This window comes from Paenarthrobacter sp. NPDC057355, from assembly GCF_042667405.1.
Classification (GTDB): Bacteria; Actinomycetota; Actinomycetes; order Actinomycetales; family Micrococcaceae; genus Arthrobacter.
The window spans coordinates 88,168-111,996 of record NZ_JBHVAL010000010.1; the positions used below are offsets into that span (position 1 = coordinate 88,168).

Annotated in this window: 25 protein-coding genes; 17 read left to right on the forward strand and 8 right to left on the reverse strand. The window is 64.1% G+C overall.

The annotated features are described in order from the left end of the window. Positions 1 to 39 precede the first annotated feature (39 nt). The 8 genes from ACFUOZ_RS12910 to ACFUOZ_RS12945 all read left to right on the forward strand — a co-directional run bounded on the left by ACFUOZ_RS12910 (position 40) and on the right by ACFUOZ_RS12945 (position 9,930). Positions 40 to 666 carry a cyclodeaminase/cyclohydrolase family protein gene (locus ACFUOZ_RS12910; RefSeq protein ID WP_377548654.1) on the forward strand — a complete coding sequence of 209 codons (627 nt, stop codon included), beginning with the start codon at positions 40 to 42 and terminating at the stop codon, positions 664 to 666. Further along, positions 663 to 1,550, forward strand: coding sequence for a bifunctional 5,10-methylenetetrahydrofolate dehydrogenase/5,10-methenyltetrahydrofolate cyclohydrolase (locus ACFUOZ_RS12915; RefSeq protein ID WP_377548656.1), 888 nt, complete (start codon positions 663 to 665; stop codon positions 1,548 to 1,550). The genes ACFUOZ_RS12910 and ACFUOZ_RS12915 overlap by 4 nt, the downstream gene beginning before the upstream one ends. An 11-nt stretch (positions 1,551 to 1,561) precedes the next feature. Then, entirely contained in the window at positions 1,562 to 3,880 is a 2,319-nt protein-coding gene (locus ACFUOZ_RS12920) for an FdhF/YdeP family oxidoreductase (protein ID WP_377548658.1), read from the forward strand. A gap of 159 nt (positions 3,881 to 4,039) precedes the next feature. Then, a complete protein-coding gene (fdhA, locus tag ACFUOZ_RS12925) occupies positions 4,040 to 5,257 on the forward strand; it encodes a formaldehyde dehydrogenase, glutathione-independent (protein ID WP_377548660.1) in 1,218 nt (405 codons plus the stop codon). Positions 5,258 to 5,380: 123 nt separating this feature from the next. Next, complete coding sequence (locus ACFUOZ_RS12930; protein WP_377548662.1) at positions 5,381 to 6,616, forward strand: molybdopterin molybdotransferase MoeA; 1,236 nt, start codon at positions 5,381 to 5,383, stop codon at positions 6,614 to 6,616. 76 nt (positions 6,617 to 6,692) lie between these two features. Beyond that, on the forward strand, positions 6,693 to 7,499 hold the full coding sequence (locus tag ACFUOZ_RS12935) for an IclR family transcriptional regulator (RefSeq protein WP_377548664.1): 807 nt from the start codon (positions 6,693 to 6,695) through the stop codon (positions 7,497 to 7,499). A gap of 207 nt (positions 7,500 to 7,706) precedes the next feature. After that, a complete protein-coding gene (locus ACFUOZ_RS12940; protein ID WP_377548666.1) occupies positions 7,707 to 9,725 on the forward strand; it encodes a BCCT family transporter in 2,019 nt (672 codons plus the stop codon). Between the two features lie 31 nt (positions 9,726 to 9,756). Next, complete coding sequence (locus ACFUOZ_RS12945) at positions 9,757 to 9,930, forward strand: hypothetical protein (protein WP_186313620.1); 174 nt, start codon at positions 9,757 to 9,759, stop codon at positions 9,928 to 9,930. A gap of 75 nt (positions 9,931 to 10,005) precedes the next feature. On the opposite strand, the gene ACFUOZ_RS12950 is transcribed toward ACFUOZ_RS12945, so the two are convergent. Further along, complete coding sequence (locus tag ACFUOZ_RS12950) at positions 10,006 to 10,698, reverse strand: fasciclin domain-containing protein (RefSeq protein ID WP_377548668.1); 693 nt, start codon at positions 10,696 to 10,698, stop codon at positions 10,006 to 10,008. Positions 10,699 to 10,897: 199 nt separating this feature from the next. After that, positions 10,898 to 11,242 (reverse strand): VOC family protein, encoded by a 345-nt coding sequence (locus ACFUOZ_RS12955; RefSeq protein ID WP_377548670.1) that lies wholly within the window; start codon positions 11,240 to 11,242, stop codon positions 10,898 to 10,900. 184 nt (positions 11,243 to 11,426) lie between these two features. Here ACFUOZ_RS12955 and ACFUOZ_RS12960 point away from each other — a divergent pair, with 184 nt between their 5' ends. Next, a complete protein-coding gene (locus tag ACFUOZ_RS12960) occupies positions 11,427 to 11,999 on the forward strand; it encodes a GNAT family N-acetyltransferase (protein ID WP_377548672.1) in 573 nt (190 codons plus the stop codon). Between the two features lie 70 nt (positions 12,000 to 12,069). Here the strand turns inward: ACFUOZ_RS12960 and ACFUOZ_RS12965 are convergent, their stop codons facing one another. Next, positions 12,070 to 12,834: an IclR family transcriptional regulator gene (locus tag ACFUOZ_RS12965; RefSeq protein ID WP_377548674.1), complete on the reverse strand. Its 765-nt coding sequence runs from the start codon at positions 12,832 to 12,834 to the stop codon at positions 12,070 to 12,072. 173 nt (positions 12,835 to 13,007) lie between these two features. On the opposite strand from ACFUOZ_RS12965, the gene ACFUOZ_RS12970 reads away from it, so the two are divergent. The 3 genes from ACFUOZ_RS12970 to ACFUOZ_RS12980 are packed head-to-tail and all read left to right on the forward strand — an operon-like array spanning position 13,008 to position 15,674. Further along, the gene (locus tag ACFUOZ_RS12970; RefSeq protein WP_377548677.1) at positions 13,008 to 13,724 is read left to right on the forward strand and encodes a CoA transferase subunit A; all 717 of its coding nucleotides are present in this window, start codon (positions 13,008 to 13,010) and stop codon (positions 13,722 to 13,724) included. A 34-nt stretch (positions 13,725 to 13,758) separates the two neighbouring features. Further along, the gene (locus ACFUOZ_RS12975; RefSeq protein ID WP_377548680.1) at positions 13,759 to 14,463 is read left to right on the forward strand and encodes a CoA transferase subunit B; all 705 of its coding nucleotides are present in this window, start codon (positions 13,759 to 13,761) and stop codon (positions 14,461 to 14,463) included. Next, the gene (locus ACFUOZ_RS12980; protein ID WP_377548683.1) at positions 14,460 to 15,674 is read left to right on the forward strand and encodes an acetyl-CoA acetyltransferase; all 1,215 of its coding nucleotides are present in this window, start codon (positions 14,460 to 14,462) and stop codon (positions 15,672 to 15,674) included. The genes ACFUOZ_RS12975 and ACFUOZ_RS12980 overlap by 4 nt, the downstream gene beginning before the upstream one ends. 79 nt (positions 15,675 to 15,753) lie before the next feature. Here the strand turns inward: ACFUOZ_RS12980 and ACFUOZ_RS12985 are convergent, their stop codons facing one another. Further along, complete coding sequence (locus ACFUOZ_RS12985) at positions 15,754 to 16,437, reverse strand: ankyrin repeat domain-containing protein (RefSeq protein ID WP_377548686.1); 684 nt, start codon at positions 16,435 to 16,437, stop codon at positions 15,754 to 15,756. Between the two features lie 62 nt (positions 16,438 to 16,499). Then, positions 16,500 to 17,075 (reverse strand): heme-binding protein, encoded by a 576-nt coding sequence (locus tag ACFUOZ_RS12990; RefSeq protein ID WP_377548689.1) that lies wholly within the window; start codon positions 17,073 to 17,075, stop codon positions 16,500 to 16,502. A 183-nt stretch (positions 17,076 to 17,258) separates the two neighbouring features. On the opposite strand from ACFUOZ_RS12990, the gene ACFUOZ_RS12995 reads away from it, so the two are divergent. From ACFUOZ_RS12995 to ACFUOZ_RS13015, 5 genes are all read left to right on the forward strand, one after another. Then, positions 17,259 to 18,428 carry a sensor histidine kinase gene (locus tag ACFUOZ_RS12995; protein ID WP_377548692.1) on the forward strand — a complete coding sequence of 390 codons (1,170 nt, stop codon included), beginning with the start codon at positions 17,259 to 17,261 and terminating at the stop codon, positions 18,426 to 18,428. Beyond that, positions 18,425 to 19,051 carry a response regulator transcription factor gene (locus ACFUOZ_RS13000; protein ID WP_262277041.1) on the forward strand — a complete coding sequence of 209 codons (627 nt, stop codon included), beginning with the start codon at positions 18,425 to 18,427 and terminating at the stop codon, positions 19,049 to 19,051. Before ACFUOZ_RS12995 ends, ACFUOZ_RS13000 begins: the two co-directional genes overlap by 4 nt. A 26-nt stretch (positions 19,052 to 19,077) precedes the next feature. Further along, positions 19,078 to 19,644: an HdeD family acid-resistance protein gene (locus tag ACFUOZ_RS13005; RefSeq protein ID WP_377548695.1), complete on the forward strand. Its 567-nt coding sequence runs from the start codon at positions 19,078 to 19,080 to the stop codon at positions 19,642 to 19,644. Positions 19,645 to 19,761: 117 nt separating this feature from the next. Next, positions 19,762 to 20,568, forward strand: a complete 807-nt coding sequence (locus ACFUOZ_RS13010) for an exodeoxyribonuclease III (RefSeq protein WP_377548698.1) — start codon at positions 19,762 to 19,764, stop codon at positions 20,566 to 20,568. A 36-nt stretch (positions 20,569 to 20,604) separates the two neighbouring features. Then, positions 20,605 to 21,489 (forward strand): hypothetical protein, encoded by an 885-nt coding sequence (locus ACFUOZ_RS13015; RefSeq protein WP_377548701.1) that lies wholly within the window; start codon positions 20,605 to 20,607, stop codon positions 21,487 to 21,489. On the opposite strand, the gene ACFUOZ_RS13020 is transcribed toward ACFUOZ_RS13015, so the two are convergent. The 3 genes from ACFUOZ_RS13020 to ACFUOZ_RS13030 form a co-directional block, all read right to left on the reverse strand. After that, on the reverse strand, positions 21,486 to 22,544 hold the full coding sequence (locus tag ACFUOZ_RS13020) for a LacI family DNA-binding transcriptional regulator (protein WP_377548703.1): 1,059 nt from the start codon (positions 22,542 to 22,544) through the stop codon (positions 21,486 to 21,488). The two genes, ACFUOZ_RS13015 and ACFUOZ_RS13020, sit on opposite strands and share 4 nt — an antisense overlap. Positions 22,545 to 22,678: 134 nt before the next feature. Continuing rightward, the gene (locus ACFUOZ_RS13025; RefSeq protein ID WP_377548706.1) at positions 22,679 to 22,948 is read right to left on the reverse strand and encodes a hypothetical protein; all 270 of its coding nucleotides are present in this window, start codon (positions 22,946 to 22,948) and stop codon (positions 22,679 to 22,681) included. After that, positions 22,945 to 23,829 carry a carbohydrate ABC transporter permease gene (locus ACFUOZ_RS13030; RefSeq protein ID WP_377548709.1) on the reverse strand — a complete coding sequence of 295 codons (885 nt, stop codon included), beginning with the start codon at positions 23,827 to 23,829 and terminating at the stop codon, positions 22,945 to 22,947. The genes ACFUOZ_RS13025 and ACFUOZ_RS13030 overlap by 4 nt, the downstream gene beginning before the upstream one ends.

The window sequence follows — 23,829 nt, forward strand, 5'->3', positions numbered from 1 at the left end:
TTGTCTTTCCCCTTATCTTTCTCCAGCCCAGGAAGACACATGATCAGTTCAGAAACAGTCAACGATTACCTGGCCAGGCTCGCCGCCCGCCAACCCACACCGGGCGGCGGAGCAGCGGCGGCGTTGCATGCTGCCCAAGGTGCCGCCCTTGTGGCCATGGTTGCCCGGTACACCACGGGCGAAAAGTACGCAGAGCACGAAGGACTGGTTGCCCGTATCACCAGCAGCGCCGATCACCTCCGGGCCGAAGCGCTCCGGCTGGCCGATGCCGACGAACACGCTTTCCAGGGCGTCATAGACTCCTACAAGCTTCCTTCCGACACCCCTGAGCTGAAGGCCGCGAAGAAGGCGGCCATTGACGCTGCCCTGGTCCAGGCCGCACAAACCCCGGCACAGCTCATTTCAGTTGCCGGCGGAATCGTGGACCTCGCTACGGAACTTTTTGAGGCCGCCAACCCCAATGTCATCAGCGACGTCGCTGCTGCCGCCGACGCAGCACGGGCGGCCGCCACTACCGCACGCATCAACATCGACATCAACCTGGTGGCCATCAAGGACGATGCTGTCCGGACCGGACTTGCCGGGCAGACCGACGGGCTGGAAGAGAAAGTTGTCCTGGCCGCCGACACCCTGTCCCGCCGCGTCCGCGAAAGGATCCTCGCATGAGCGCAGAAGTGCTGTCCGGAAAGCCGCTGGCGGGCCTGATCAAGCAACGCGCCCAGGAACAGGCCCTCGCTCTGGACAGCCAGGGCATCCGCCCCACGGTTGCCGTAGTGGTGGCCACGGACGACGAATCGACCCTCTGGTACGTACGGTCCATCGAACGCGCTGCCGAACGGGCCGGGATCGGCTGCCGGATCGTGGACCTTGGCCACGACGCCACCGAGCAGGTCCTGGCCTCGGTCCTCCTGGACCTCAGCGCGGAGTCTTCGGTCCACGGCATCATCCTCCAGACTCCCCTGCCTGCCGGGGTGAAGGCGGATTCCTTGGTGGGACTCATCGCCCCCGAAAAGGACATCGACGGCGCCAACCCCCTCAGCCTTGGTCGCCTGGCTGTCGGGCAACCGGCCTTTGCCCCCGCAACAGCACGGGCCGTCGTCGAGCTTTTGGATCACTTTGAGGTTCCGACGGCGGGACGCAACGTCGTCGTCGTCGGACGTTCCGCTGTGGTGGGCAAGCCGCTGTCCTTGCTGCTGCTCGCCAAGGATGCAACCGTCACCGTCTGCCACTCCCGTTCAGGTGCGCTGGAGCCGTTCACGCGGCCCGCCGACGTCGTGGTGGTGGCCGCCGGCCGGACGGGGTTGTTGACCGGCAGCCACGTTACGGAAAAGACGGTAGTGATCGACGTCGGCACCAATGTTCTGCCCGACGGCTCACTTGTGGGCGACGTGGACGAGGCGAGCGTCAGCGGCGTCGCGGCTGCCTTAACCCCCGTGCCCGGGGGCGTCGGTTCAGTCACCACCGCGCTGCTGCTCCTGCACACTGTCGAGGCTGCGAGCCGGCAGGAACCCGCCCAACTGGCCGCTGCCGCATCCGCTGCCCGGATCTGAAGGGAAACCGCATGGCTACGAAAGCCCCCGACGGAAACATCGACGAGTCAAAGCTGACCGTCACCAAACCCAAGACCAAGGCCGTGGGCATCCCGGCTGTTGCGAACGCGCTGAAGATCTCCCTGGAACAGATGGGTCCGGTGCGCAGCGTCCAGACCCTGCTGGCAGTGAACCAGCTGGACGGGTTCGACTGCATGGGCTGCGCCTGGCCCGAGCATGAAAAGCGCAACGCCGCGGAGTTCTGCGAGAACGGTGCCAAGGCAGTGGCTGAGGAGGCTACCCGACGCCGGGTCACGCCGGAGTTCTTCGCAAAGTACTCAGTGGAAGAACTGAAAACCCGCGATGACTACTGGCTGGGCCAGCAGGGCCGCCTGACCCACCCCATGGTGTTGGAAGAGGGCGCCACCCACTACAAGCCCATCAGTTGGGACGACGTCTACGAGCTGATGGCTGAGGAACTGCGCAGCCTGGACAGTCCTGACCAGGCCGTCTTCTATACCTCGGGCCGGACCTCCAACGAGGCCGCGTTTGTCTACCAACTCCTGGTCCGTGGCCTCGGCACGAACAACCTGCCGGACTGCTCCAACATGTGTCATGAGTCCTCCGGCTCCGCCTTGGTGGAGACCATCGGGATCGGAAAAGGCTCCGTCAGCCTGACCGACCTCGAGACGGCGTCGTTGATCTTTGTGGCAGGACAGAACCCCGGCACCAACCACCCCCGCATGCTCAGCGCGCTGGAAAAGGCCAAGAAAAACGGGGCGGTCATTGTCTCCGTCAACCCGCTTCCCGAGGCCGGGCTCCTTCACTTTGAGAATCCGCAACACGTGGCCGGCATGGTGGTGGGAACCCAGCTCACCGACGACTTCCTCCAGATCCGCGCCGGCGGCGACCAAGCCCTCTTCCAAGGCCTGGGCAAATACCTTCTGGAAGCTGAGGCGGAAGGCCGGGCAACTCCCGGCCTGGAGACCGTGCTGGACCACGCCTTCATCAATGACCACACAGTTGGCATCGATGAATACCTGCGCTACCTGGAGAAGGTGGAGTGGGACGACATCGTCGAAGCCACCGGACTTACACTCGAGCAGCTCCACGCGACCGGCGAGCGGCTGCTCGCCTCCAATGCCACGATCGTTTGCTGGGCCATGGGACTGACCCAGCACAAGCACTCCGTTCCCACGCTCAGGGACGTTGTGAACGTGCTGCTGCTCCAAGGAAACATCGGCAAGCCCGGCGCCGGCGTGTGCCCCGTGCGTGGGCACTCCAACGTCCAGGGCGACCGCACCATGGGCATCTTCGAGAAGATGCCGGAGACCTTCCATGACCGCCTGGACCAGGAATTCGAGTTCCGCTCACCCCGGGAGCACGGCTTTGACACCGTGGCCGCCATCCGTGCGATGCGGGACGGACAAGTCCGCTTCTTCATGGGGATGGGCGGCAACTTCGTCCGGGCTGCCCCCGATTCGGAGGTCACGGAGCAGGCCCTTGCAAACACCCGGTTGACGGTGCAGATATCCACCAAGCTCAACCACTCACACCTGTCCACGGGCCGTCGCGCGTTGATCCTGCCGACCCTCGGCCGAACCGAGAAAGACACCCAGCGCACGGGCGACCAGCGGGTCACCGTTGAGGACTCCATGAGTGCGGTGCACTCTTCCCGCGGCAGGCTCAAGCCCGCCAGTGAGCACCTCCACTCTGAAGTCGCGATCGTCTGCAACCTCGCCGACAAGTTGTTCACAGACGGCCACCGTCGCCTGCCCAACACCCCCAAAGCCTCCTGGTTGGCCATGAGGGACGACTACACGCTCATCAGGAAGCACATCGAGGCTGTGTTTGATGGATTCGAAGATTTCGAAGCCCGGATCCAGCACCCCGGTGGCTTCGTGTTGCCACACCCGCCGCGCGACGCCAGGAAGTTCCACACTGCCTCCGGGAAGGCCCACTTCACCGGCAATGAGCTTGAGTACATCAAGGTCCCGGCCGGCAGGCTGGTCCTTCAGACCCTGCGCTCCCACGACCAGTACAACACCACCATCTACGGCAAGGACGACCGCTACCGGGGCATCCACGGTGGCCGGCGCGTGGTGCTCATCAACGCCGAGGACATCAATGAACTCGGGTTTGCCGATGGAGACATGGTCCATCTGATCTCCGAATTCCAGGGGATCGATCGCCGGGCCGAGGACTTCCGCATCGTCTCGTACTCGACGCCGAAGGGCTGCGCCGCTGCGTACTACCCCGAAACCAACGTCCTGGTGCCCCTGGATTCTGTCGCTGACACCAGCGGCACGCCTACCTCGAAATCCGTGATCATCCGGCTGGAGAGGGCCTGAATGCTATAGAAAACGTCCATTTGTCCGCATGACCAATCGTTCAACGGTCCGTGAATGGTGCTTCGGTGTCCTGAAACCTGGGGAGGTATTTCTCACCGAAGCACCGCTCTCGGACCGTTGGACGGGCAGTTCAACAACAGCAAGGAACAGGGAGTAACCATGTCAGGAAACAGAGCAGTCGCCTACAAGGAACCCGGCGTCGTTGAGATCATCGACACCGACTACCCAACGTTTGAGCTCAAGGATGGGCCCGGCGTCAACCCGGCCAACGTCGGCAGGAAAGTCCCGCACGGTGTCATCCTGCGGACAGTCACCACCAACATCTGCGGTTCGGACCAGCACATGGTCCGCGGACGCACCACCGCGCCGAAGAACCTGCTCCTCGGCCACGAAATCACCGGCGAAGTAGTGGAGGTGGGACCCGACGTCGAATTCATCAAAGTAGGTGACATCGTCTCGGTGCCGTTCAACATCTCCTGTGGCCGCTGCCGGAACTGCAAGGAGCAGAAGACCGGCATCTGCCTCAACGTCAACCCCGACCGTCCCGGAAGTGCCTACGGCTACGTGGACATGGGCGGCTGGGTAGGCGGCCAGGCAGAGTACGTCCTGGTCCCCTACGCTGACTGGAACCTCCTGCGCTTCCCGGACCGCGACCAGGCCCTTGAGAAGATCATGGACCTGACCATGCTCTCGGACATCTTCCCCACCGGCTTCCACGGCGCTGTCACTGCCGGCGTCGGAGTCGGTTCCACCGTGTACGTGGCCGGAGCCGGTCCCGTTGGTATCGCCGCCGCCGTCGGGGCCCAACTGTTGGGGGCCGCCGTCGTGATTGTGGGCGACATGAACGAAGACCGCTTGGCCCAGGCCAGGTCCTTCGGTTGCGAAACCGTCAACGTGTCCAAGGGCGATCCGAAGGACCAGATCGAGCAGCTCCTCGGCGTGCCCGAAGTGGACTGCGGCGTTGACGCCGTGGGCTTCGAGGCCCGCGGACACGGCAAGGACGCCTCCCACGAAGCCCCGGCCACCGTGCTGAACTCCCTGATGGACATCACTGCAGCCGGTGGCGCCCTGGGCATCCCCGGCCTCTACGTCACCGGCGATCCGGGCGGAATCGACGAAGCCGCCAAGCACGGATCCCTCTCGCTGTCCCTGGGCACCGGCTGGGCCAAGTCCTTGTCCTTCACCACCGGACAATGCCCGGTCATGAAGTACAACCGCCAGCTCATGATGGCGATCCTCCACGACAAGGTCCAGATCGCCAAGGCAGTCAACGCCACAGCCATCCCGCTTGAGGACGCACCCCGCGGTTACGCGGAGTTCGACGCCGGCGCGGCAACAAAGTTCGTACTGAACCCCAACGGCTACGTGAAAAACTAGTTACACCGGGTTAAGTACGTACCCAACAGATGCCGGGGACGGCGCGGCAGCATTACGGGAAGGCCGTGCAGTCCCCGGCATCTGTGCCCCATCACAAAAGCACCACCCAGGAAGCGGACACCCATGCTTGCACACAAGGAGTTACCGGTCCGGCGGAGCCATGCAACCTCGTGGGAAGAAGCACGTCAGCTGGCCTACCGTTGCGCTGTTCCGCTGCCTTCCGCGACCACAAGCCTGGACCTCGCCGTCGGCTGTACCGTGGCCCACGATGTCGTTGCACGCCAGGACCTCCCCCACTACGCGTCCTCGGCCATGGACGGCTGGGCCATCAACGGCGCGGGACCGTGGGCAATCGTCGGTGCCGGGCGTCCCCTGTCTGCGGGCGAGGCCAGTGTCATCGCCACCGGCGGCCTGATTCCGGCTGGCGCCACCAGTGTTCTCCGCAAGGAAAGCGGACGGATGGACGACGACGGACTTCTCGCCCTTCTGCCCGACGCTAAACCGGGCGAGACACTTCCCGGGCGGCACATCCGTCCGGCCGGCGAAGAAGCCACGGCCGGGGACACCCTCATACCCGCCGGAACGGTACTCAACCCGGCACACCTTGCCCTGGCCGCAGTGGCGGGACACGACCACCTGCAGGTGCAGCGCAAGCCGGGGGTCGCCGTCGTACTGACTGGTTCGGAAGTCATCACTTCCGGTGAGCCGGCGCCCGGACAGGTGCGCGACGCTTTCGGGCCTCAGCTCGCTGCGGTAATCCCGCAGCTCGGAGGGGTTCCTCTGGGGCAGACGCGGATCGGCGACTCGTACGAAGAATGGCTCACCGCGCTGGCTGGCGCCGGTGCCGGCCAGCGGCCCGAGGTCACCATCACCACCGGCGGGACCGGCAAATCCGGAACGGACCACTTCCGTGCGGCCATCGAAGCCCTCGGCGGGCGGCTCCTGCTGGACGGCGTTGCCATGCGTCCGGGCCACCCTGCTGTGATGGCCGAACTTCCCGATGGCCGCTTCATCCTCGGGCTGCCGGGGAATCCGCTGGCGGCCATGTTGTCACTCATGACCCTGGGGGAGCCGCTGCTCGCGGCCCTGGGAAACCGGCCTTTCCGGGAAGCCACGCCCCTGCTCTCCGGCGCGGACGTCGAGCCCTGCCCCGGAAAGACGCGCCTCTTGCCCTGCAGCATTGTCCACGGCCTCGTGTTCCCCGCCTCCCACACGGGTCCAGGGATGATGCGCGGGCTCGCGTGGGCCGACGGGTACATGGCAGTGCCGCCGGAAGGAGCAGCAGCCGGCGAGCCCGTTCCCGTCCTGCCCCTGCCGTGGACAACCCCCGGGAAGTCCGGAGAACTCCGTCTAGGATGAGGGAGGACGAGGGCGCAGGCCGCTCAGGGCTATGAAGCCCGGGGCTGCCTGCCTGGATAACGACACACGAGGCACCATGGCCGCACGCAGCAACCCGGACTTGGACGCGGATTCCCAGGGCGGAGGCGTCCAGTCGGTGGACCGCGCCCTGCAGATCCTCGAGATCCTGGCCCGTGAAGGCGATGCCGGAGTCAGCGAAATCGCCGAGGAGATGGGCGTCCACAAATCCACCGTGTCCCGGCTGGTCGGATCCCTGGTTAGCCGGGATATGGTCCGGCAGAACAGTGAGCGCGGCAAGTACCAGCTGGGTTTCGGCATCCTCCGGCTGGCGTCCTCCATACCCGGCAGGCTCAGCGTGGTGCACGAGGCCCGGGAAGTCCTGGAAGCCCTTGCCCACGACTACAAGGAAACGGTCAACCTTGCCGTTCTGAGGTCCAATTACGCGGTCAACGTCGACCAAGCCATGGGGCCCTCAACGCTGGCCACCTACGACTGGGTGGGGAGCCTGACGCCGTTGCATGCCACCTCCAGCGGCAAGGTCCTCCTGGCTGCGCTGACGGCGGACGAAAGAACCCAGGTCTTCAAAGCGGTCGGGCTGCCGGCCCGGACGCCGCGCACCGTGACGAACCGCGGGGAATTGGAAAAGCAGCTGCTGGAGGTGGCCCGCAATGGGTATGCCATCGTCCATGAAGAGTTTGAAATAGGACTCACGGCGGTGGCCGTGCCTATCTACAACCACACAGGCAGCGTGATCGCTTCGGTGAGTATTTCCGGCCCGGCGTTCCGTTTTTCGCCGGAGGACCAGCCGGGGCTCATCGACGGGCTGCGCGAAGCCGGACTGACCATCAGTGCCCGGATGGGGTACAGGCACCGCGAGGTGTAGCCAATGCTCCACCTCAAGGCCAATTGATATATCAATTTGCCGTCAAAGAGCCGAAAAGCCTTGACTTTGACGTGTGACGCGGCGCACTCTGTTGCTTAGCGCGAATCTTGTTGATTCATGCGGAACGACCCAATCTCCCTTCGAATGCAGGCCGTTTAGGGCATTCATCAAGCAAAAACCATGACTCGCCGAGCAAAGGACCCGCTCATGGCTACAAACAGTGACACAAAATCCTTAACACCGGAGGAGTTACCAGCCGACGATCGTCCGGCAGGTAGTTCAGCAGCCCACCCCGTCCATGTGGAGGTTTCCGAGGAAAACATCAACACCTCCCCCGATGCACGCAATCAAACAGCCCTCAATGACGAGGACGGGGGCGCAGGAACCCTCCCCGATGCTGAAGAATACGAACAGATCCTGGTGGAACTGCGCCACGCCAAGACCGAGCAGGCCGTCACGGCCCGCCGGAACCGCAAACTTACGCTCGACAAAGTCACCTTCGGGATCACGGGCGCCATCGCCGTCGCCTTCGTGGTCTGGGGCTTTGTGGGACGCGACAGCCTTTCGGAAACGTCCAAAGGCGCCTTGAACTGGGTCATGGAATACACAGGCTGGCTGTTCATGGTCCTCGCCTCCTTGTTTGTCGTCTTCGTCCTGTGGCTGGCATTGGGCAAATTCGGCAACATCCCGCTGGGCAAGGACGGCGAGAAGCCTGAATTCCGCACTGTTTCCTGGGTAGCCATGATGTTCGCGGCAGGCATGGGCATCGGCCTCATGTTCTACGGAGTGGCCGAGCCGCTCTACCACTACATCTCTCCCCCACCGGGAACCGTTGACGGCCGCACACCGGCCGCCATCCAGACCGCAATGGCCACCTCGATCTTCCACTGGACCCTCCACCCCTGGGCCATGTACGCAGTGGTCGGCATCGCCATGGCGTACGGAACGTACCGGCTGGGCCGCAAGCAGTTGGTGTCCGCGGCGTTCACTTCCCTGTTCGGTATCCGGATGGTTGAAGGGCCCGTTGGCAAGTTCATCAACATCCTGGCCATCTTCGCGACGCTCTTCGGCACCGCCGCTTCCCTGGGCCTTGGCGCCCTGCAGATCGGCAGCGGCATGACGTCGAACGGATGGCTCGGTGAGGTAGGCACTCCCGTGCTGGTGGTCATCGTGGCTATCCTGACCTTCTGTTTCGTGGCATCGGCCGTCTCCGGCATCAGCCGTGGAATCCAGTGGCTCTCCAACATCAACATGGTGCTGGCCGTGGTGCTGGCGCTCATCGTGTTCGTTGCAGGTCCCACCCTGTTCATCCTCAACCTGATCCCCTCCGCGATCGGCGACTACGCCCGCGACCTCGCTGAGATGTCATCCCGGACTGAAGCCGTGGGCGACGAGGCGTTGCGCAGCTGGATGACCAGTTGGACCATCTTCTACTGGGCCTGGTGGATCTCCTGGACGCCCTTCGTAGGCCTCTTCATCGCCCGCATCAGCCGCGGCCGCACCATCCGCCAGTTCGTCACCGGCGTGCTGCTGGTGCCCAGCATCGTCAGCGTTATCTGGTTCGGAATCTTCGGCGGAGCCGCTTTCAACATCCAGCAGGAAGCTGACAAGGCAGGCACCCCCGGCCTGGTGACCACGACCAATGGCGTACCTTCCGTCAACTTCGACGGCGCGCTCTTCGATCTGGTCAAGAACCTGGGCATGCCCGGATGGGCTACTGCCGCTGTCATCGTGCTGGCCATGGTGCTTGTGGCAATCTTCTTCATCACCGGTGCCGACGCGGCATCCATCGTCATGGGATCGCTCAGCTCCAACGGGGCAGAGCACCCGCGCCGCGCCGTCGTCATCTTCTGGGGAAGCCTCACAGGTGCCGTCGCCGCCGTCATGCTTTTGGCTGGTGGTGACGAACCATCCGAAGCGCTGGCCGGGTTGCAACGAGTCACTATCGTGGCGGCGCTGCCGTTCGTGATCGTGATGCTGCTGCTCTGCTTCGCACTGACCAAGGACCTCCGGCGCGATCCGTTGTCGCTGCACAGGCGGCTGGCCACGTCCGTGGTGGACCGTGCCATCCGCACAGGTGTGGAACAACATGGCGGCGTGCAATTCGACCTCGTCACCAAGCACGAGTGCGCGGAGAAGTGCAACGAATCCGATTGTCCGGGCGGAACGGCCACGGGAACCATTCCGCTGGTTGGCAAGCCTCCGCTGAGCTCCACCGACAAATAGCCCACTCACCCCCAACACAGTCAGGTCCCCCATGTCCTACGTAACCACCGAAGGAACCGTCCGGCTCAGCAGCCAGTCAAACGATGTGACCCTCACCTTGGACGCGTCCAAACCCATGACGGTCCGGATCCAGCTTGACCACTGCCCCTGCGGTTCCGAGCACAGCCGCCCCGGCTCATACGTCGACAGCGAGCTGAATAGCTAGCACCAACTGAACAGCAAAGCAGGCGCCGGGATTCCGGCGCCTGCTTTTTTGTGCTGTTTTTCGTTGGGCCAAGGCCTACTTGGGCATCAGCACTGAGTCGATCAGGTATACCGTTGCGTTGGCCGTGTGAACGCCGCCGCAGATGACGTTGGCGCCGTCGACCGTGAGGGCATCCTTCGTGCCTGCAACGGTGACTTCGCCACCCTGGACAGTCTTGTGGGTACCCACGATCTTGTCCGGGCTGATCTGACCGGGGACTACGTGGTAGGTCAGGATCTTGCTGAGCGTAGCGTCATCGGTCTTCAGCGCCTCGATGGTGGCGGGGTCGATCTTGGCGAACGCGTCGTCAACCGGTGCGAATACTGTGAATTCGCTGCCGTTGAGGGTGGACACCAGGTCCACCTTGGGGTTGAGTTTGCCTGAAACAGCGGCGGTCAGGGTCTTGAGCAGCGGGTTGTTGGAGGCGGCCACGGCTACGGGATCCTGCGCCATGCCCGTAACGGAACCTGCGCCGTCGGGAACTTGGGCGGCGTAACCGGCGCAACCGGGGCCTACGAGGTCACGGGCGGGGTCCATGGCAGTGCTTGCCGAGGAAGTAGCGGACGGCGACGGTGCCATCGATGACGGAGCCGCGGAGGAGCTCACCGGAGCGGGTGCCGAGGAGGAAGCCGAGCTGGAGGAGCCGGATCCACCACAGGCAGTGAGCCCGAGAAGGGTAGCTGCAGTGAGGCCAACGAAGGCGAGGGCGGGGCGCTTTGTGGACAACATGTCATTCTCCTTGTTTTCGGAACCAGGGCGTTGGATCCATCGGGTGGTGGGACACGGGCCGCAAGTACCGCTCTTGCCGTACCTCCGGTTTGTGTCTCACCAGCTATTCGGAGGATGGGACGGGGTGGATGGGTGCGGATTGAAAAACTTTTTTGAACCCAAGCAACGCGGGGTCACTTATGGCCCATTGAGGGCGTATTTACGGGCCATAAGTGACCCCGCGTTGTTCTAGAAGTACGGCTTGGTCCGTATTGGTCTCACCTGGCCGGGTCATCTGCGGATCGGCCCAATGTTCGACGCCGTTATCCACCAGTTGCTGGTAGGCCCGGTCAAAGTGGGCCTCGTCCACCAGGAAGGCGTAGTGCTGCATCTGGATCTCCACCGGTGGTTCGGCAAATTGCAGCATCACTCCGCCGGCCAATGAAAGGTTGGTGAACGGACCCCAGGAGGGAGCTTCGTCGGCTTCGAGGATGGAGCGGTAGAACTCTGCTGACCCGGTGCGGTCACGCGAGGCGATGATGGTGTGGTTGAAAAGTGCGGGCATGCATGTCTCCTTTGTTGGGTGGAATTTTCGATGGGTACATCGATCCACAAGGAGGTGCGCGTGCAGCACCCGCGAAGCGCGTCAGAGGTCGGCCGGGTAGCCGATCCGTGCAGGGCCGCGGCCCGATCCGGTCATCACGCTGGACAGTCTAGCGGAGCGCCTGCGCCGATGGCACGATGGGCTGATGGCTATCGAAGTCCGGCCCGCGACAGAGTTCGACGACGTCAAAACGATGGTGGGACCAAAGCGCCCCGATTCCAACGTGTGCTGGTGCCTGAGCTACAGGATTCCGTCCAAGCTGAACCTGAGCCTCCAACGGCAGGAGCGCGGGAAGTACGTCGAGAAGTTGGTTGCCGAGGACCCGCCTCCCGGTGTTTTGGCGTACGACGGCGACGAAGTAGTTGGGTGGGCGGCCGTCCACCCGCGTGCGGACACAAGTTTCGCAACGAACCGGAAAATTCCGCATGCCGATGACTCCGATGTCTGGTCCGTGTGGTGCATCCGGGTTCGACCGGGGCATCGGGGGAAGGGGATCTCGCACGCACTCCTGCAAGGCGCCATCGAGTTCGCCAGGAGCCACGGCGCCCCGGCCATTGAGGGCTATCCCGTGGACAACAAGGGCGGGAAGGTCGACCTGACCATGGCGTACGTCGGAACGCGAAGGCTCTTTGAGAAAGCGGGCTTCACCAAGGTCGCCGAAACCACGTCCGTGCTCAACGGATTCCCTCGGGTACTGATGCGCCTGAACCTCAGCTAAAGCACCCAACTGAGTAACAGCAAACGTTCCACTGAGCCCTCATTGGGACGTTATCTGTTACCCAGTTGGGTCAGGGGGACTGCAAACGGGCCGTCATCCGGTGCGCTTCCTCGAGCAACAACTTGCCGAGGAACTCCTGGCGGTCCGGGCGGAAGCGGGGTTCGATTCCCGTGAGCGAGAGCGCCCACGCCGGCCGTCCCTGGGTGTCGAATACAGCCGCACCCATCCCCCAACTGCCCTCCAGGATCAAACCCGGGTTGACGGAGTACCCGGACAGCCGGGTCTTCTCCAGGTTGCCCCTGACGACGTCGGCGGGATGGCCCGCAGCGAAGTCGCCCGCGTGTGTGGCCCAGTCCCCCAACAGCGACTCCTGCTCCTCCTCCGGCAGGAACGCCATGATCGCAGTCCCGGCAGAGGCTACCCCCAAAGGAAACCGCACCCCTTCATGCAGCACGAAGGAGCGCACGGGAAACGAGCCTTCCTCCCGCAGCACACAAACAGTTTCGTTTCCGCGGCGGATGGAGAAGAAGGCGCTCTCCCCTGTTTCCGCGGCCAAGCGTCGAAGGGAGGGGCGGGCTATGTCTTCCATGGGAAAACGTGCCGCCGCCACCGAGCCCAGCAGGAACACTTCCGGCCCCAGCACCCACTTTCCCGTGCCGGAGTCGTGTTCAAGCAGGCCTTCCGCGGCCAGGGAACTCAGGAGCCGATGAACCGTGGGCCTGGTCAACCCGGATTCCCGCACCAAGCCAGCCAACGAGGTCCCTTCCGGCTTGCGACCCACCAGGCGCAGCAGCAACGCCACGCGGCCAACCACTTGGGCTCCCTGCACTGCCACAACAACTCCTTACAAAGATTTCATCCACAATATGGACAAGTCACAGCGTAGCGTCCATACCCTGAGTAGCCAACAGCATTGGCCATTGACGCCTACACCGCTGCAAACCTAGGCTCCAAAGCAGAACAAACCTACGTCCACAAAGTGGATACCAACTCAATGAGGAGCCCAGCATGTCCAAACTCCACGCGAGCGCAGCCCAAGCGCTCCATGACCTTTTGGCAGACGGCCAGACCATCGCCGTCGGCGGTTTTGGCCTCAGCGGCATCCCCGCCGACCTGATCGACGCCGTCCGCGAGACGGGCGTCAAGGATCTCACCATCGTCTCGAACAACATGGGCATCGACGGCAAGGGCCTGGGCGTCCTCATCGAAGCGGGTCAGGTGCGCAAGGTCATTGCCTCGTACGTTGGCGAGAACAGGCTGTTCGCCGAGCAGTACCTGGCCGGTCAGTTGGAGGTCGAGTTCACGCCGCAGGGCACCCTCGCTGAACGCCTCCGCGCAGGCGGCGCCGGCATCCCCGCCTTCTACACCCGCACCGGCGTGGGCACCTTGGTGGCCGAAGGCAAGCCGCTGGAAGAGTTCGACGGCGTCAAGTACGTCCGCGAGCGCGCCATCACCGCGGATATCGCACTGGTCCACGCCCACACCGCGGACACCGACGGCAACCTGGTCTACCGCTACACGGCGCGGAACTTCAACCCGGTGGTCGCGACGGCGGGCACCGTGACCATCGCCGAGGCCGAGGTCATCGTGGAGCCCGGCCAGCTGGACCCGAACCACATCGTCACCCCCGGCGTCTACGTCCAGCGGCTGGTGCAAGCCACGGACCGCGTCAAGGACATCGAACAGCGCACGGTCCGCCAGCGCCTCGAAACCGCGGCCGTCTAACCCAGCCGCCCAAGAAAAACCAAGGAGCACAACCATGGCATGGACACGTGACCAGATGGCTGCCATCGCGGCCGAAGAACTCAACGACGGCGACTACGTCAACCTCGGCATCGGCATCCCAACGCTCGTCGCCAACAACCTGCCCGACGGCGTGCGGGTGGTCCTCCAGAGCGAGAACGGCCTGCTCGGCATGGGCCCGTTCCCCTACGAGGGCGAGGAGGACGCCGACCTCATCAACGCCGGCAAGCAGACCGTCACCATCACCCCCGGCGGCAGCATCTTCGACTCGGCCACGTCCTTCGGCATGATCCGCGGCGGCCACGTGAAGGTTGCCATCCTCGGCGCCATGCAGGTCTCCGGCAGCGGGGACCTGGCCAACTGGACCATCCCCGGGAAGATGGTCAAGGGCATGGGCGGGGCCATGGACCTCGTCGCCGGCACACCCCGGGTGGTGGTCCTGACCGAGCACAACGCCAAGGATGGCTCCGCGAAGATCGTCACCGAATGCACGCTGCCGCTCACGGGCCTGAAGTGCGTGGACCGGATCATCACGGATCTCGCCGTTTTCGACATCGAGGCAGATGAAACGCACGACGGCGGCACGCGCCTGCTGCTGACCCGGCTCGCCCCGGGCGTCACTGTGGAGGAGATCAGGGAGAAGACAGAAGCGGCCTTCGAGGTCGCGCTCGAGGACAGCGCGGCTGCAGAAGCAGCAGCACTGGAAGGAGCCACGGCATGAGCCTCAAAGACCAATTCGGTAAGGACATCCTGCTCACGGGCTGGGGCCACAGCAAGTTCGGCAAGCTCACGGACGACACCCTGGAGACGCTGATCGTCCAGGTTGCCGGGGAGGCCATCAAAAACTCAGGTCTTGAACCCAAGGACATCGACGAGATCTACCTTGGCCAGTTCAACTCCGGCATGCAGCCCCTGGGTTTCACGTCTTCGCTGGCGCTGCAGCTCTCGGCGGATCTGGCCAACGTTCCGGCCACCCGCACCGAGAATGCCTGCGCTTCAGGTTCTGCGGCATTCCAGCAGGGAGTGAAAGCACTCCTCGCAGGCACGGCACGGAATGTCCTGGTCATCGGGGCAGAAAAGATGACCGACGCCGGTGCCGACGTCGTGGGGGCGGCCCTCCTTGGCGCGTCCTATGAGATGGCGGGCAAGCCCTCGACCACCGGCTTCACGGGCTTGTTCGCGGAGGTAGCCCAGCACTACGACAAGCGCTACGGCTCGTCGATCAGCGGCCCGGGATTCGAAGCGGGCCTCGGCGATGTCCTTGGCTCCATTTCGGCCAAGAACCACCGCAACGGCATGGATAACCCCTATGCCCAGATGCACCGCGACTTCGGTATTGAGTTCTGCCGCACCATTTCGGACAAGAACCCCATGGTGGCCGAACCCTTGCGCCGCACTGACTGTTCGCCGGTCTCGGACGGGGCTGCCGCCGTCGTGCTCTCCACCCAGGCGAGCAACGGCGCAACCGACGCCGTGCGCCTCGCCGGTTTCGGCCACGCGAACGACTTCTTCCCGGCCGAAAAGCGCGATCCCACCGAATTCGCAGCAACCCGGGCTTCGTGGGAGCGGGCGTTCGGCATGGCGGGCGTGGGGGTAAGCGGGCTGGACTTCGCGGAGGTGCACGACTGCTTCACCATCGCCGAACTCATCATGTACGAGGCCATGGGCCTGGTCCCCCGCGGCGAAGGCGCACAGGCCATCAAGGAGGGCTGGGTGTATAAGGACGGGAAGCTGCCGGTCAACGTGTCCGGCGGCCTGAAGGCGAAGGGCCACCCGGTCGGCGCCACGGGAGTTTCGCAGCACGTGATCGCGGCAATGCAACTCAGTGGCACCGCCGGGGACATGCAGCTCCCGAATGCCCGGCGCGGAGCCGTCCAAAACATGGGCGGCGTGGGCATCGCGAATTACGTGAGCATCCTCGAAGCCCTCTAGGAACCCAACTAGGTAACAGCAAACGTTCTACTGGGCGTCCAATGGAACAAGTGCTGTCACCTGGTTGGGCGGGCTGGGCTTAGCGGTTCCGGATCAACGCCACGATCTCCGTGAATCCGAGCCGCTCCGCGTTCTGCAGCGCGGTCCTGCCTTCGGGGTCACGGATGTCCGGATCAGCCCCGGCCGCGAGCAATTGCCGCACCACGTCCTGTTGGTTCGGGCCGCCGTTGTTGAGGAGGATCGCTTCCTGCATCGCGGTCCAGCCCAGATTGTTCACGTGGTCCACGGGCACACCGGCGGCAATCAGGATCCGCACCGTGTCCGTGTGCCCGTGCTCGCTGGCCGGGATCAGGGCTGTGCCGCCGTACCTGTTGATGCTGCGGACATCTGCCCCGGCGTCCAACGTCAGCTGCAGGACCTCGTTGAATCCTTCGGCCCCTGCATAGAGGAACGCGGAATCCTGGATGGCGTCTTTCGCGTTCACGTTCCCGCCCGCCGCGATCAGCTCGCGGACCCGGGCGGGATCGTTGGCTTTCGCGGCGAGGATCAGGAGCCGGTCGGTTTCCATTTGCGCCTCCGGTGACAGTGGGGTTGGGGCCACCACGGCAGGGGACGACGACGCCGGGCCGGGTGTTGCGTCCGAGGCTGCGGTTGAGCTGGGGGCTTCGGGAGTCGTGGCCGCGCTGGTAGGCGACGTGGCCGCCGTCGAACATCCCGCCAGCAACCCCAGCAACACCACCAAAGCCGCAGTTTTTGTACACATAACGCTCCTAAAACGCCTTCTAAAGGGCATTATCTGTACAAAAACTCCAAGAGGGGGCATGGTTACTTCGCCGCTGCCAGGGCGTCGGCTCCGGCGGTCGCGCAGGCTTCGTCGAGGGCACCGTCAGGAGCGCCGCCGACGCCGATACCCGCTACCGATACTCCGTTCACCTTCAGCGGCACGCCACCGGAGAGGAAGAGGGTACCGGGGAGGTCGGCAATGGAGGGGCCGTTGCCGTTGATGCGCTTGGCCAGCTCGCTGGTGGGTGCACCGAAGGCCGCTGCGGTGTAGGCCTTCTGCTTGGCGGCTTCGATGGTGTGCTCGGCAGCGTTGTCGCCGCGGAGGATCGCTTGGACAGTGCCGAAACGGTCAACCAGGGCAACCGTCACGAACGGCAGCTTGTCAGCCTGGCACTTGGCGAGCGCGGCGTTGACGGCCTTGCTGGACGCGCCAACGGTGATGCGGTTCTGGGCTACGACGTTCTCCGGTGCCGGCTGGACGTCGGCGGCAACCTTAACGGGAGCAGCAGCCTCGGGGGCAGCCGAGGGGGCAACGGCATTGGCGACGGCCGTGACCCCGCCGGTGAGCAACAGTGCTCCGGCAGCAGCGGCGGCAAGCATCTTGTTGGGCTTCTTCATGGGTTCTCCTAGGAAGGCTATTGGGTACAACTCCATGCTTCCGCGGGCCCCAACAATCCACATCGGCCCAACGCAGTCCCCTGCCTCAGCCTTTCCGCCGTCGGTATCAGCCAAAAGGTGGAGAGACCTGCAGCAGCCCGGGACCTAGCATGGAAAGAGCGCCATCAACCGAACGGGACATCCATGACACCAGGCACCAGGCCGCCGGCCAACGGCCAGCAGGACGGCCGCATCGATGTGGTGGTGCACCTCGGTTTCGCGGTGCTCATGGTCGCTTCGGGCGTGCGGTACATCATGCGCCACTCCCCCGCCGACAACCTGTGGACCGTGGCCCTGGCCGCAGCAGTCTGCGCACTCTACGCCGTGACGGCCGCTCTTGCACACCCCCGGCACAGGCCCCGGAGGCAACGCCGGAACCAGTGGATTCCATGGATGATCGCCTTGGTGGCGGCATGGTCTACCCTGGTCATCGTTGCCCCGAGCTTCGCTTGGTGCTCCTTCGCCATCTTCTTCCTGGCGCGCAGGGCTTTCCGCGGCTGGGCGGGCTACGCGGCCAGCGGCGTGACCGCAGCGGCCACCGCCGTCGGGCTGTTCCGGATGAGCGGCTGGACGGACGTGGCCATGCTGCTCGGCCCCCTGGCCGCCGGTGCCCTCCTCACCCTGATCTACGACAAGATCGAGCGCGACCAGGAGCAGCTGGCCGCCACCGAACGGGAAGCGGGCATCGCCACCGAACGCGAGCGCGTCTCCCGGGAAATCCACGACACCGTCACCCAGGGCCTCGCCAGCAGCCTGCTCCTCCTGGAGGCCGCGCAGCGTTCGTGGCCCGACGGTTCAGCCCAACGGGACGTAGCCAAGGCGTCCGAACTGCTGAGACGGAACCTCGCCGACACCCGTAGCCTGGTGCACGAACTTTCCGCGCCCGGCTTGGAATCGGGGCCCCTTCCGGAGGCTTTACAGCACGCCGCGCGGCAGTATGTGGACACCATCGACGTCCACGTCACCGGCCAAGCCCGCCCCATCCCCGTCGAGGTCCGCCATGCCTTGCTGCGCGTGACCCAGAGCGCAGCCGCCAACATCAAGCTCCACGCGCACGCGGCCCACGCCAGCGTGACACTGGGGTACCTCCCGGAGGCGGTCACCCTGGACGTGTACGACGACGGCCGCGGCTTCGATCCCGGAGCGGTACCTTTACCATCGGCAACCGGAGGGTACGGCCTGCGGGCAATGCGGCAGCGGGTGGAACAGCTGGGTGGAGAATTGTCAGTGGAGAGCTCACCGGGTGAAGGGACGATTATCGCGGCGCAGCTTCCGCTCGGCCCTCGGACCGGGCCGTCAAGGGAGGGCATGTGACCACCATTTCGGTGCTGCTTGTGGACGACCACACCGTAGTCCGCAGCGGGCTCAAGGCGCTCCTGGGCACCCAGGCCGACATCGCCGTCGTCGGGGACGTTTCCTCGGGTGAGGAAGCGCTGGAAGCTGTCCAGGAACATTCGCCCGCCGTGGTGCTGATGGATCTGTCAATGGGCGCCGGGATGGACGGCATCGAGGCCATCAAAGAGCTGCGGCAACGCAACCCCAAGCAGGCGGTGATCGTCTTCACCACCTACGACTCCGACGCCGACATCGTCCGGGCCGTGGATGCCGGCGCCATGGGCTACCTGCTCAAGGACGCCGCGCCGGAGGAAATCTTCGCGGCCGTCCGTGGTGCCGTGCAGGGCAAGAGCGTCATGAGCGCCCCGGTGGCCTCGAGGCTGTTCCAGCACATGCGGAACCCCGACGAAGTGCTCACTCCCCGGGAGGCGGAACTGCTCAGCCTCCTGACCCAGGGACTCAGCAATCGGGACCTCGGCAAACGGCTATTCATCTCCGAAGCCACCGTCAAGACACACCTGGCCCACATCTACGCCAAGCTCGGGGTGGAGACCCGGGCGGCAGCCATCGCCACAGCCATCCGCCGGGAGGGGATGCGGTAACGTCACCCGTTGGTTACGCTGACCGTATGTCGGACACAACGGGTCGCAGAATGTTCACTACTCCAGGGACGGCTTTGTTGGTCCGCGGGGTCCTCGCCATACTTTTTGGGCTCTTGGTGCTGGTGTTGCCAAATGCCGCGGTCTTCGCCGTGGTGGTGGTGTTCGGATTCTTCGCGATCATCGACGGCGTCACCAGCGTGGCCCACTATTTTTACGATCCAGCCGGCCGCTCCGTTTGGAGCCTGGTGGGCGGATTTGTCTCCATCGCGGCAGGCATCCTGGCCATCGCTTGGCCCGGTATTACCGCCGCCGCGATCGGCATCCTCATCGGCTTGTGGGCCCTGATGCTGGGAATCTCCCAGATCATCCTCGCGCTGGCCGCACGCAGCTTCATCCGCAGCTGGGGCCTGTGGCTGCTCACCGGCCTGATCACCACGGTTTTCGGGATCGTCGTCCTGGTCAACCCCGGTATTGGGCTGCTGGGCCTCACCGGAATGCTGGCGGTCTTTGCCATCGTGACAGGGCTGCTGCTCATCGCCTCCGGCATCGGGCTGCGCAAGCTGGCCTCCACCCGGACGTTGTACGGACACTAGGTCCGGGCGCTGGCTGCCCGGCGCGGGCACGCTGCCCGCCCGGTGCCGGCCCTCTGCCGGCCCGGTAAAAAGCCGTAGGGGGATGCGCTCAGCGCCAAGTTCGGTAAGTTAGTGGCTGTGAAGATAGCTACCTGGAATGTGAACTCCCTCCGTGCCCGAGCCGACCGTGTGGAAGCTTGGCTTGAGCGCAGCGACTGCGACGTCCTGGCCATCCAGGAGACCAAGTGCAAGGACGAGAACTTCCCGTGGGAACTGTTTGAGCGCATGGGGTACGAGGTAGCGCACTTTGGCGTGAACCAGTGGAACGGCGTGGCCATCGCCTCCCGCGTGGGACTGGAAGACGTTGAACGCACCTTCGTTGACCAGCCTGCTTTCGGCAAGGCCGGCAAGGATCCGGCCCAGGAAGCCCGTGCCATCGCTGCAACCTGCGGCGGAATCCGTGTGTGGAGCCTCTACGTTCCCAACGGCCGCTCCCTGGACGACGAACACATGCCGTACAAGATCAAGTGGCTCGAAGTCCTCCGCGGACAAGCGGCCGAATGGGTCCAGGCCGACCCCAACGCCCAGATCGCGCTCATGGGTGACTGGAACATCGCCCCCTTCGACGACGACGTCTGGGACATCGAACTCTTCCGTAACAACAACTACACCCACGTCAGCGAACCCGAGCGGGCAGCGTTCCATGCGTTCGAGACCGCCGGATTCACCGACGTCGTGCGTCCTTACACGCCGGGTCCCGGCGTTTACACGTACTGGGACTACACGCAGCTGCGCTTCCCCAAGAAGGAAGGCATGCGAATCGACTTCTGCCTCGCATCGGCCCCGCTCGCTGCAAGGGTCACGGGCGCGTCGATTGACCGTGAGGAGCGTAAAGGCAAGGGCGCATCCGATCACGCTCCAGTGATTGTGGAGCTCGCAGACTAAGCACCACTGACTCGTAATGAAAGGGGCTGGCCGGACATGAGTGGAAAGCTGTACAGGGGTCAGGCCGGCCTGCCTTTTTCTTCGTCGCTTCGCGTGTACGAACCCCTCGAGGCGTTCCCTCCCGAGCAGCAGCGCCAGCTCGTGGCGGAGGGCAGCAAGGCAGGTTCCCGGGCCGCCGTCGAAAATGCGGAGCTACAGGCCTCGCTGGGACGCATCACGCGCTCCGGAGGCGATCCCTTCCCCACCGGCCGCACGGACCTGGTCAGGATGACGCGCGTCCCGATTGGGCGGCACGCCGCGCCGGCCACTGAAGAGGACGACGCCGGGCGGGTACTTTACTGCCCCAGCCAACTGGTGATTCGGGCCGGCTTGGCAGCCAACGCACTCATGGACGGGGTCCACAGCCCGCTGGCTGATCTGCTCATCCCCGTCTCGCAGCGGGACAAGCACCAGATGCGGATCGACCGGATCAATGCCCGGGAAGATGCCAAACGCGTCCACACGCGGGCCTCCACCTGGGGAATCCCGTTCAGCTGGTTCTCGCTTTTTGCCGAGTCGGACCGCAAGGACGTAGTGGAATCCGAGGGGCGGATCCTGACCGTGCGGGTGTGGACGCCGCTGACCGAGGCCTTGGAACGGGCGCGGTTTTCCGTAGCCCACCTTGCGCTTGCAGCCCCGGACCTGGACATGCTTGACGATCTGACGCAGCTCACCGAATGGCTCGAGCTGTTCCACGCGCAGTCCATGGTGGAGCTGGATTACGGCGCCGTGGCGGACAAGGTGTACCCCGACGATTCCCCCATGGATGTCCGCCTGGGCATCGAATGCCTGGCCGAGGGCGACATGACCGGCGCGGCTGCGGCCTACAGGCGGCTTGCCTCCCGCTGGATTCCCATCCGGCAGTTGGCGCGCGCTTCCTAGTTTGAACTGTAGGGTGGGGCCGTTGTCTCGCGGATGATCAGATGGTGGGGCGCGACCTCCGAGTGCACGGCGCCGGGGTTGCCGTCGAGCTCGTCCAGCAGCATCCGGGTAGCCAGCTCCGCCTGGTTGTCGGGGCGCTGGCCAACAGTGGTCAGGCCGAGCGAGGACGAAAAATCGTGATCGTCAATGCCGATGACGGAGAGGTCCTCGGGCACCCTGACCCCGTGTCGACCGGCCTCAAAAATCACGCCCATGGCCATCTCATCGGACGAGCAGAAAATTGCCGTCGGTTTTCGGCCGGGTTGGCTCCAGAGCCGGTTGAAGGCCTGTTGCCCGCTGGCCACGGTGAAATCGCCCCATTGGTCCCATTCGGGGCGGACTTCCAAGCCAGCGTCCGACATGACCTCCTGGAAGGCGCGGATACGCACGCGGGGAACGTCGAAGTTAAGGTCCGTTTCGTCGTCGCCATGAAGCAAGGCGATGTCTTTGTGTCCCAAATCCAGCAGGTGTTTCACGGCGGTGGACGCGGCGTCGTAGTCGTTGATGCCAATGTAGGCGCAATCCTCGACATGGCCGCCCACCACCACCAAGGGAATATCGATCTTGTGGAGGTGCTCCAATTCATCCTCGGTCAAGGACATGCAGAGCACCAGCAGGGCGTCAATCTGCTTGTAGACCATGGTGGAGCTGAAAAGCCGCTCGCGGTTGCTTCCGTGTCCGCCGAGGTTGAACAAAGAGAGGTTGTATTTCCTTGAATGCAGCTCCCGGTCAGCACCTTCAATGGCTTTGGAGAAAAACCATCGGCTGACGAAGGGAGCAAGGACGCCAATGGTGCGGGTGCGGCCCGTCGCCAGCCCCGAGGCCGACGACGACGCCACATAACCCAGCTCACCGGCGACCCTGAGGATCTTTTCCCGCGTTGCCGGAGAAACCCGAGGCAAGCCACGCACGGCACGCGAGACGGTCGCCGTCGAGACGCCGGCCGCCATGGCAACGTCCTCGATGCTGACGCCGGCATGGCCGCCGCGTTGGGACCGCTCGTTCGTCTTTGCCACTGAAGCCCCCTTTTTGGTGCATGCCGAAAGCCGAGGGCTCGTTCCCGGACGGCACCTTACAGCCTATTCCGCTTGCCTGCCGATCGCCGACTTCGTGTAGCTTGTTTCGACGTCGGTCAGGTATTGGTCTTCTCCTAACCAAGCCGCCGCGTGGTGCGCTGAGGCAATTTGCTGCGTAGACGGAGCATTCCCCAGAGGGCCAACACCACGGCCAGAAGGCCTAAAGCCCAGCCCCAGGCCGACTGTCCCGTGAGTTCCATCGAGACGGTGGCTATCAGGAGCACGACGCCCCAGAAAGCCAGGAACCCAATGATGATGTCGAAGTCCTCCGCGGAACGCACCCGTTTGTTACCGGCATCGGGTTTCGCCGGTGACGCCCGCCGTCGATCACCGTAGCTTGTCACTTGACGGCTCCTGCCGTAAGGCCGGCAACAATCTTGCGCTGGAAGATCAATACCAGTACCACCAGAGGAATGGTGACCACGGTACCCGCGGCCATAACGGCCGTGTACGGTTCCTGGTGAGGCTGTGCACCGGCGAAGTAAGCGATGGCTACAGTGACTGTTTTGGTTGCATCATTCGACAACTGGCTGGCGATAAGGAACTCATTCCAGGAGGCAATGAAGGCCAGGATTGCCGTGGTGAACGTTGCCGGCGCTGCCAACGGAAGAATCACTTTCCGGAAGGCCTGTCCCTGCGTGCAGCCGTCAATCCTTGCCGCTTCCTCGAGCTCCCACGGCATCTCGCGGAAGAACGAGGTCAGCGTGTACACCGTGAGCGGAAGAACGAAGGAGATGTTGGGGATGATCAGCGCTTGGTAGGTACCGAACCAACCGATGTTGGTGAACAGCTGGAACAGCGGGGTTACCAAGGCCACGCCCGGGAACATTGAAGCGCCCAGGATGAAGCCGAGGACCACGAACTTGAACCGGAAGTTCAGCCGGGCCAACGCGTAGGCGGCGAACACGCCAACCAGGAGCGCCACCACTGTGGTGACAGCGCCAACGATGAGGCTGTTCAACAGGTTTCTGCCGAAGTGGTTGCCCAGGCTCTCGTCGAACACCGTGGCAAAGTTGTCCCACGTGAAGTGGGTAAAGAACGGCGTGGTGTCGAACGTGTATCCGACCTCGCGGAAGGCCGTGACAACCATCCAGTAGAAGGGGGCCAAGCACCAGATGAGGATGATTACGGCACTGATGTAAGTGCGCAGTGACCCCCAGTTGAAAGCGCGCTTGGGCCGGTCCACCGGGGCGGCGGATGTCTTGGAAGCTGTGGCTATGCTCAT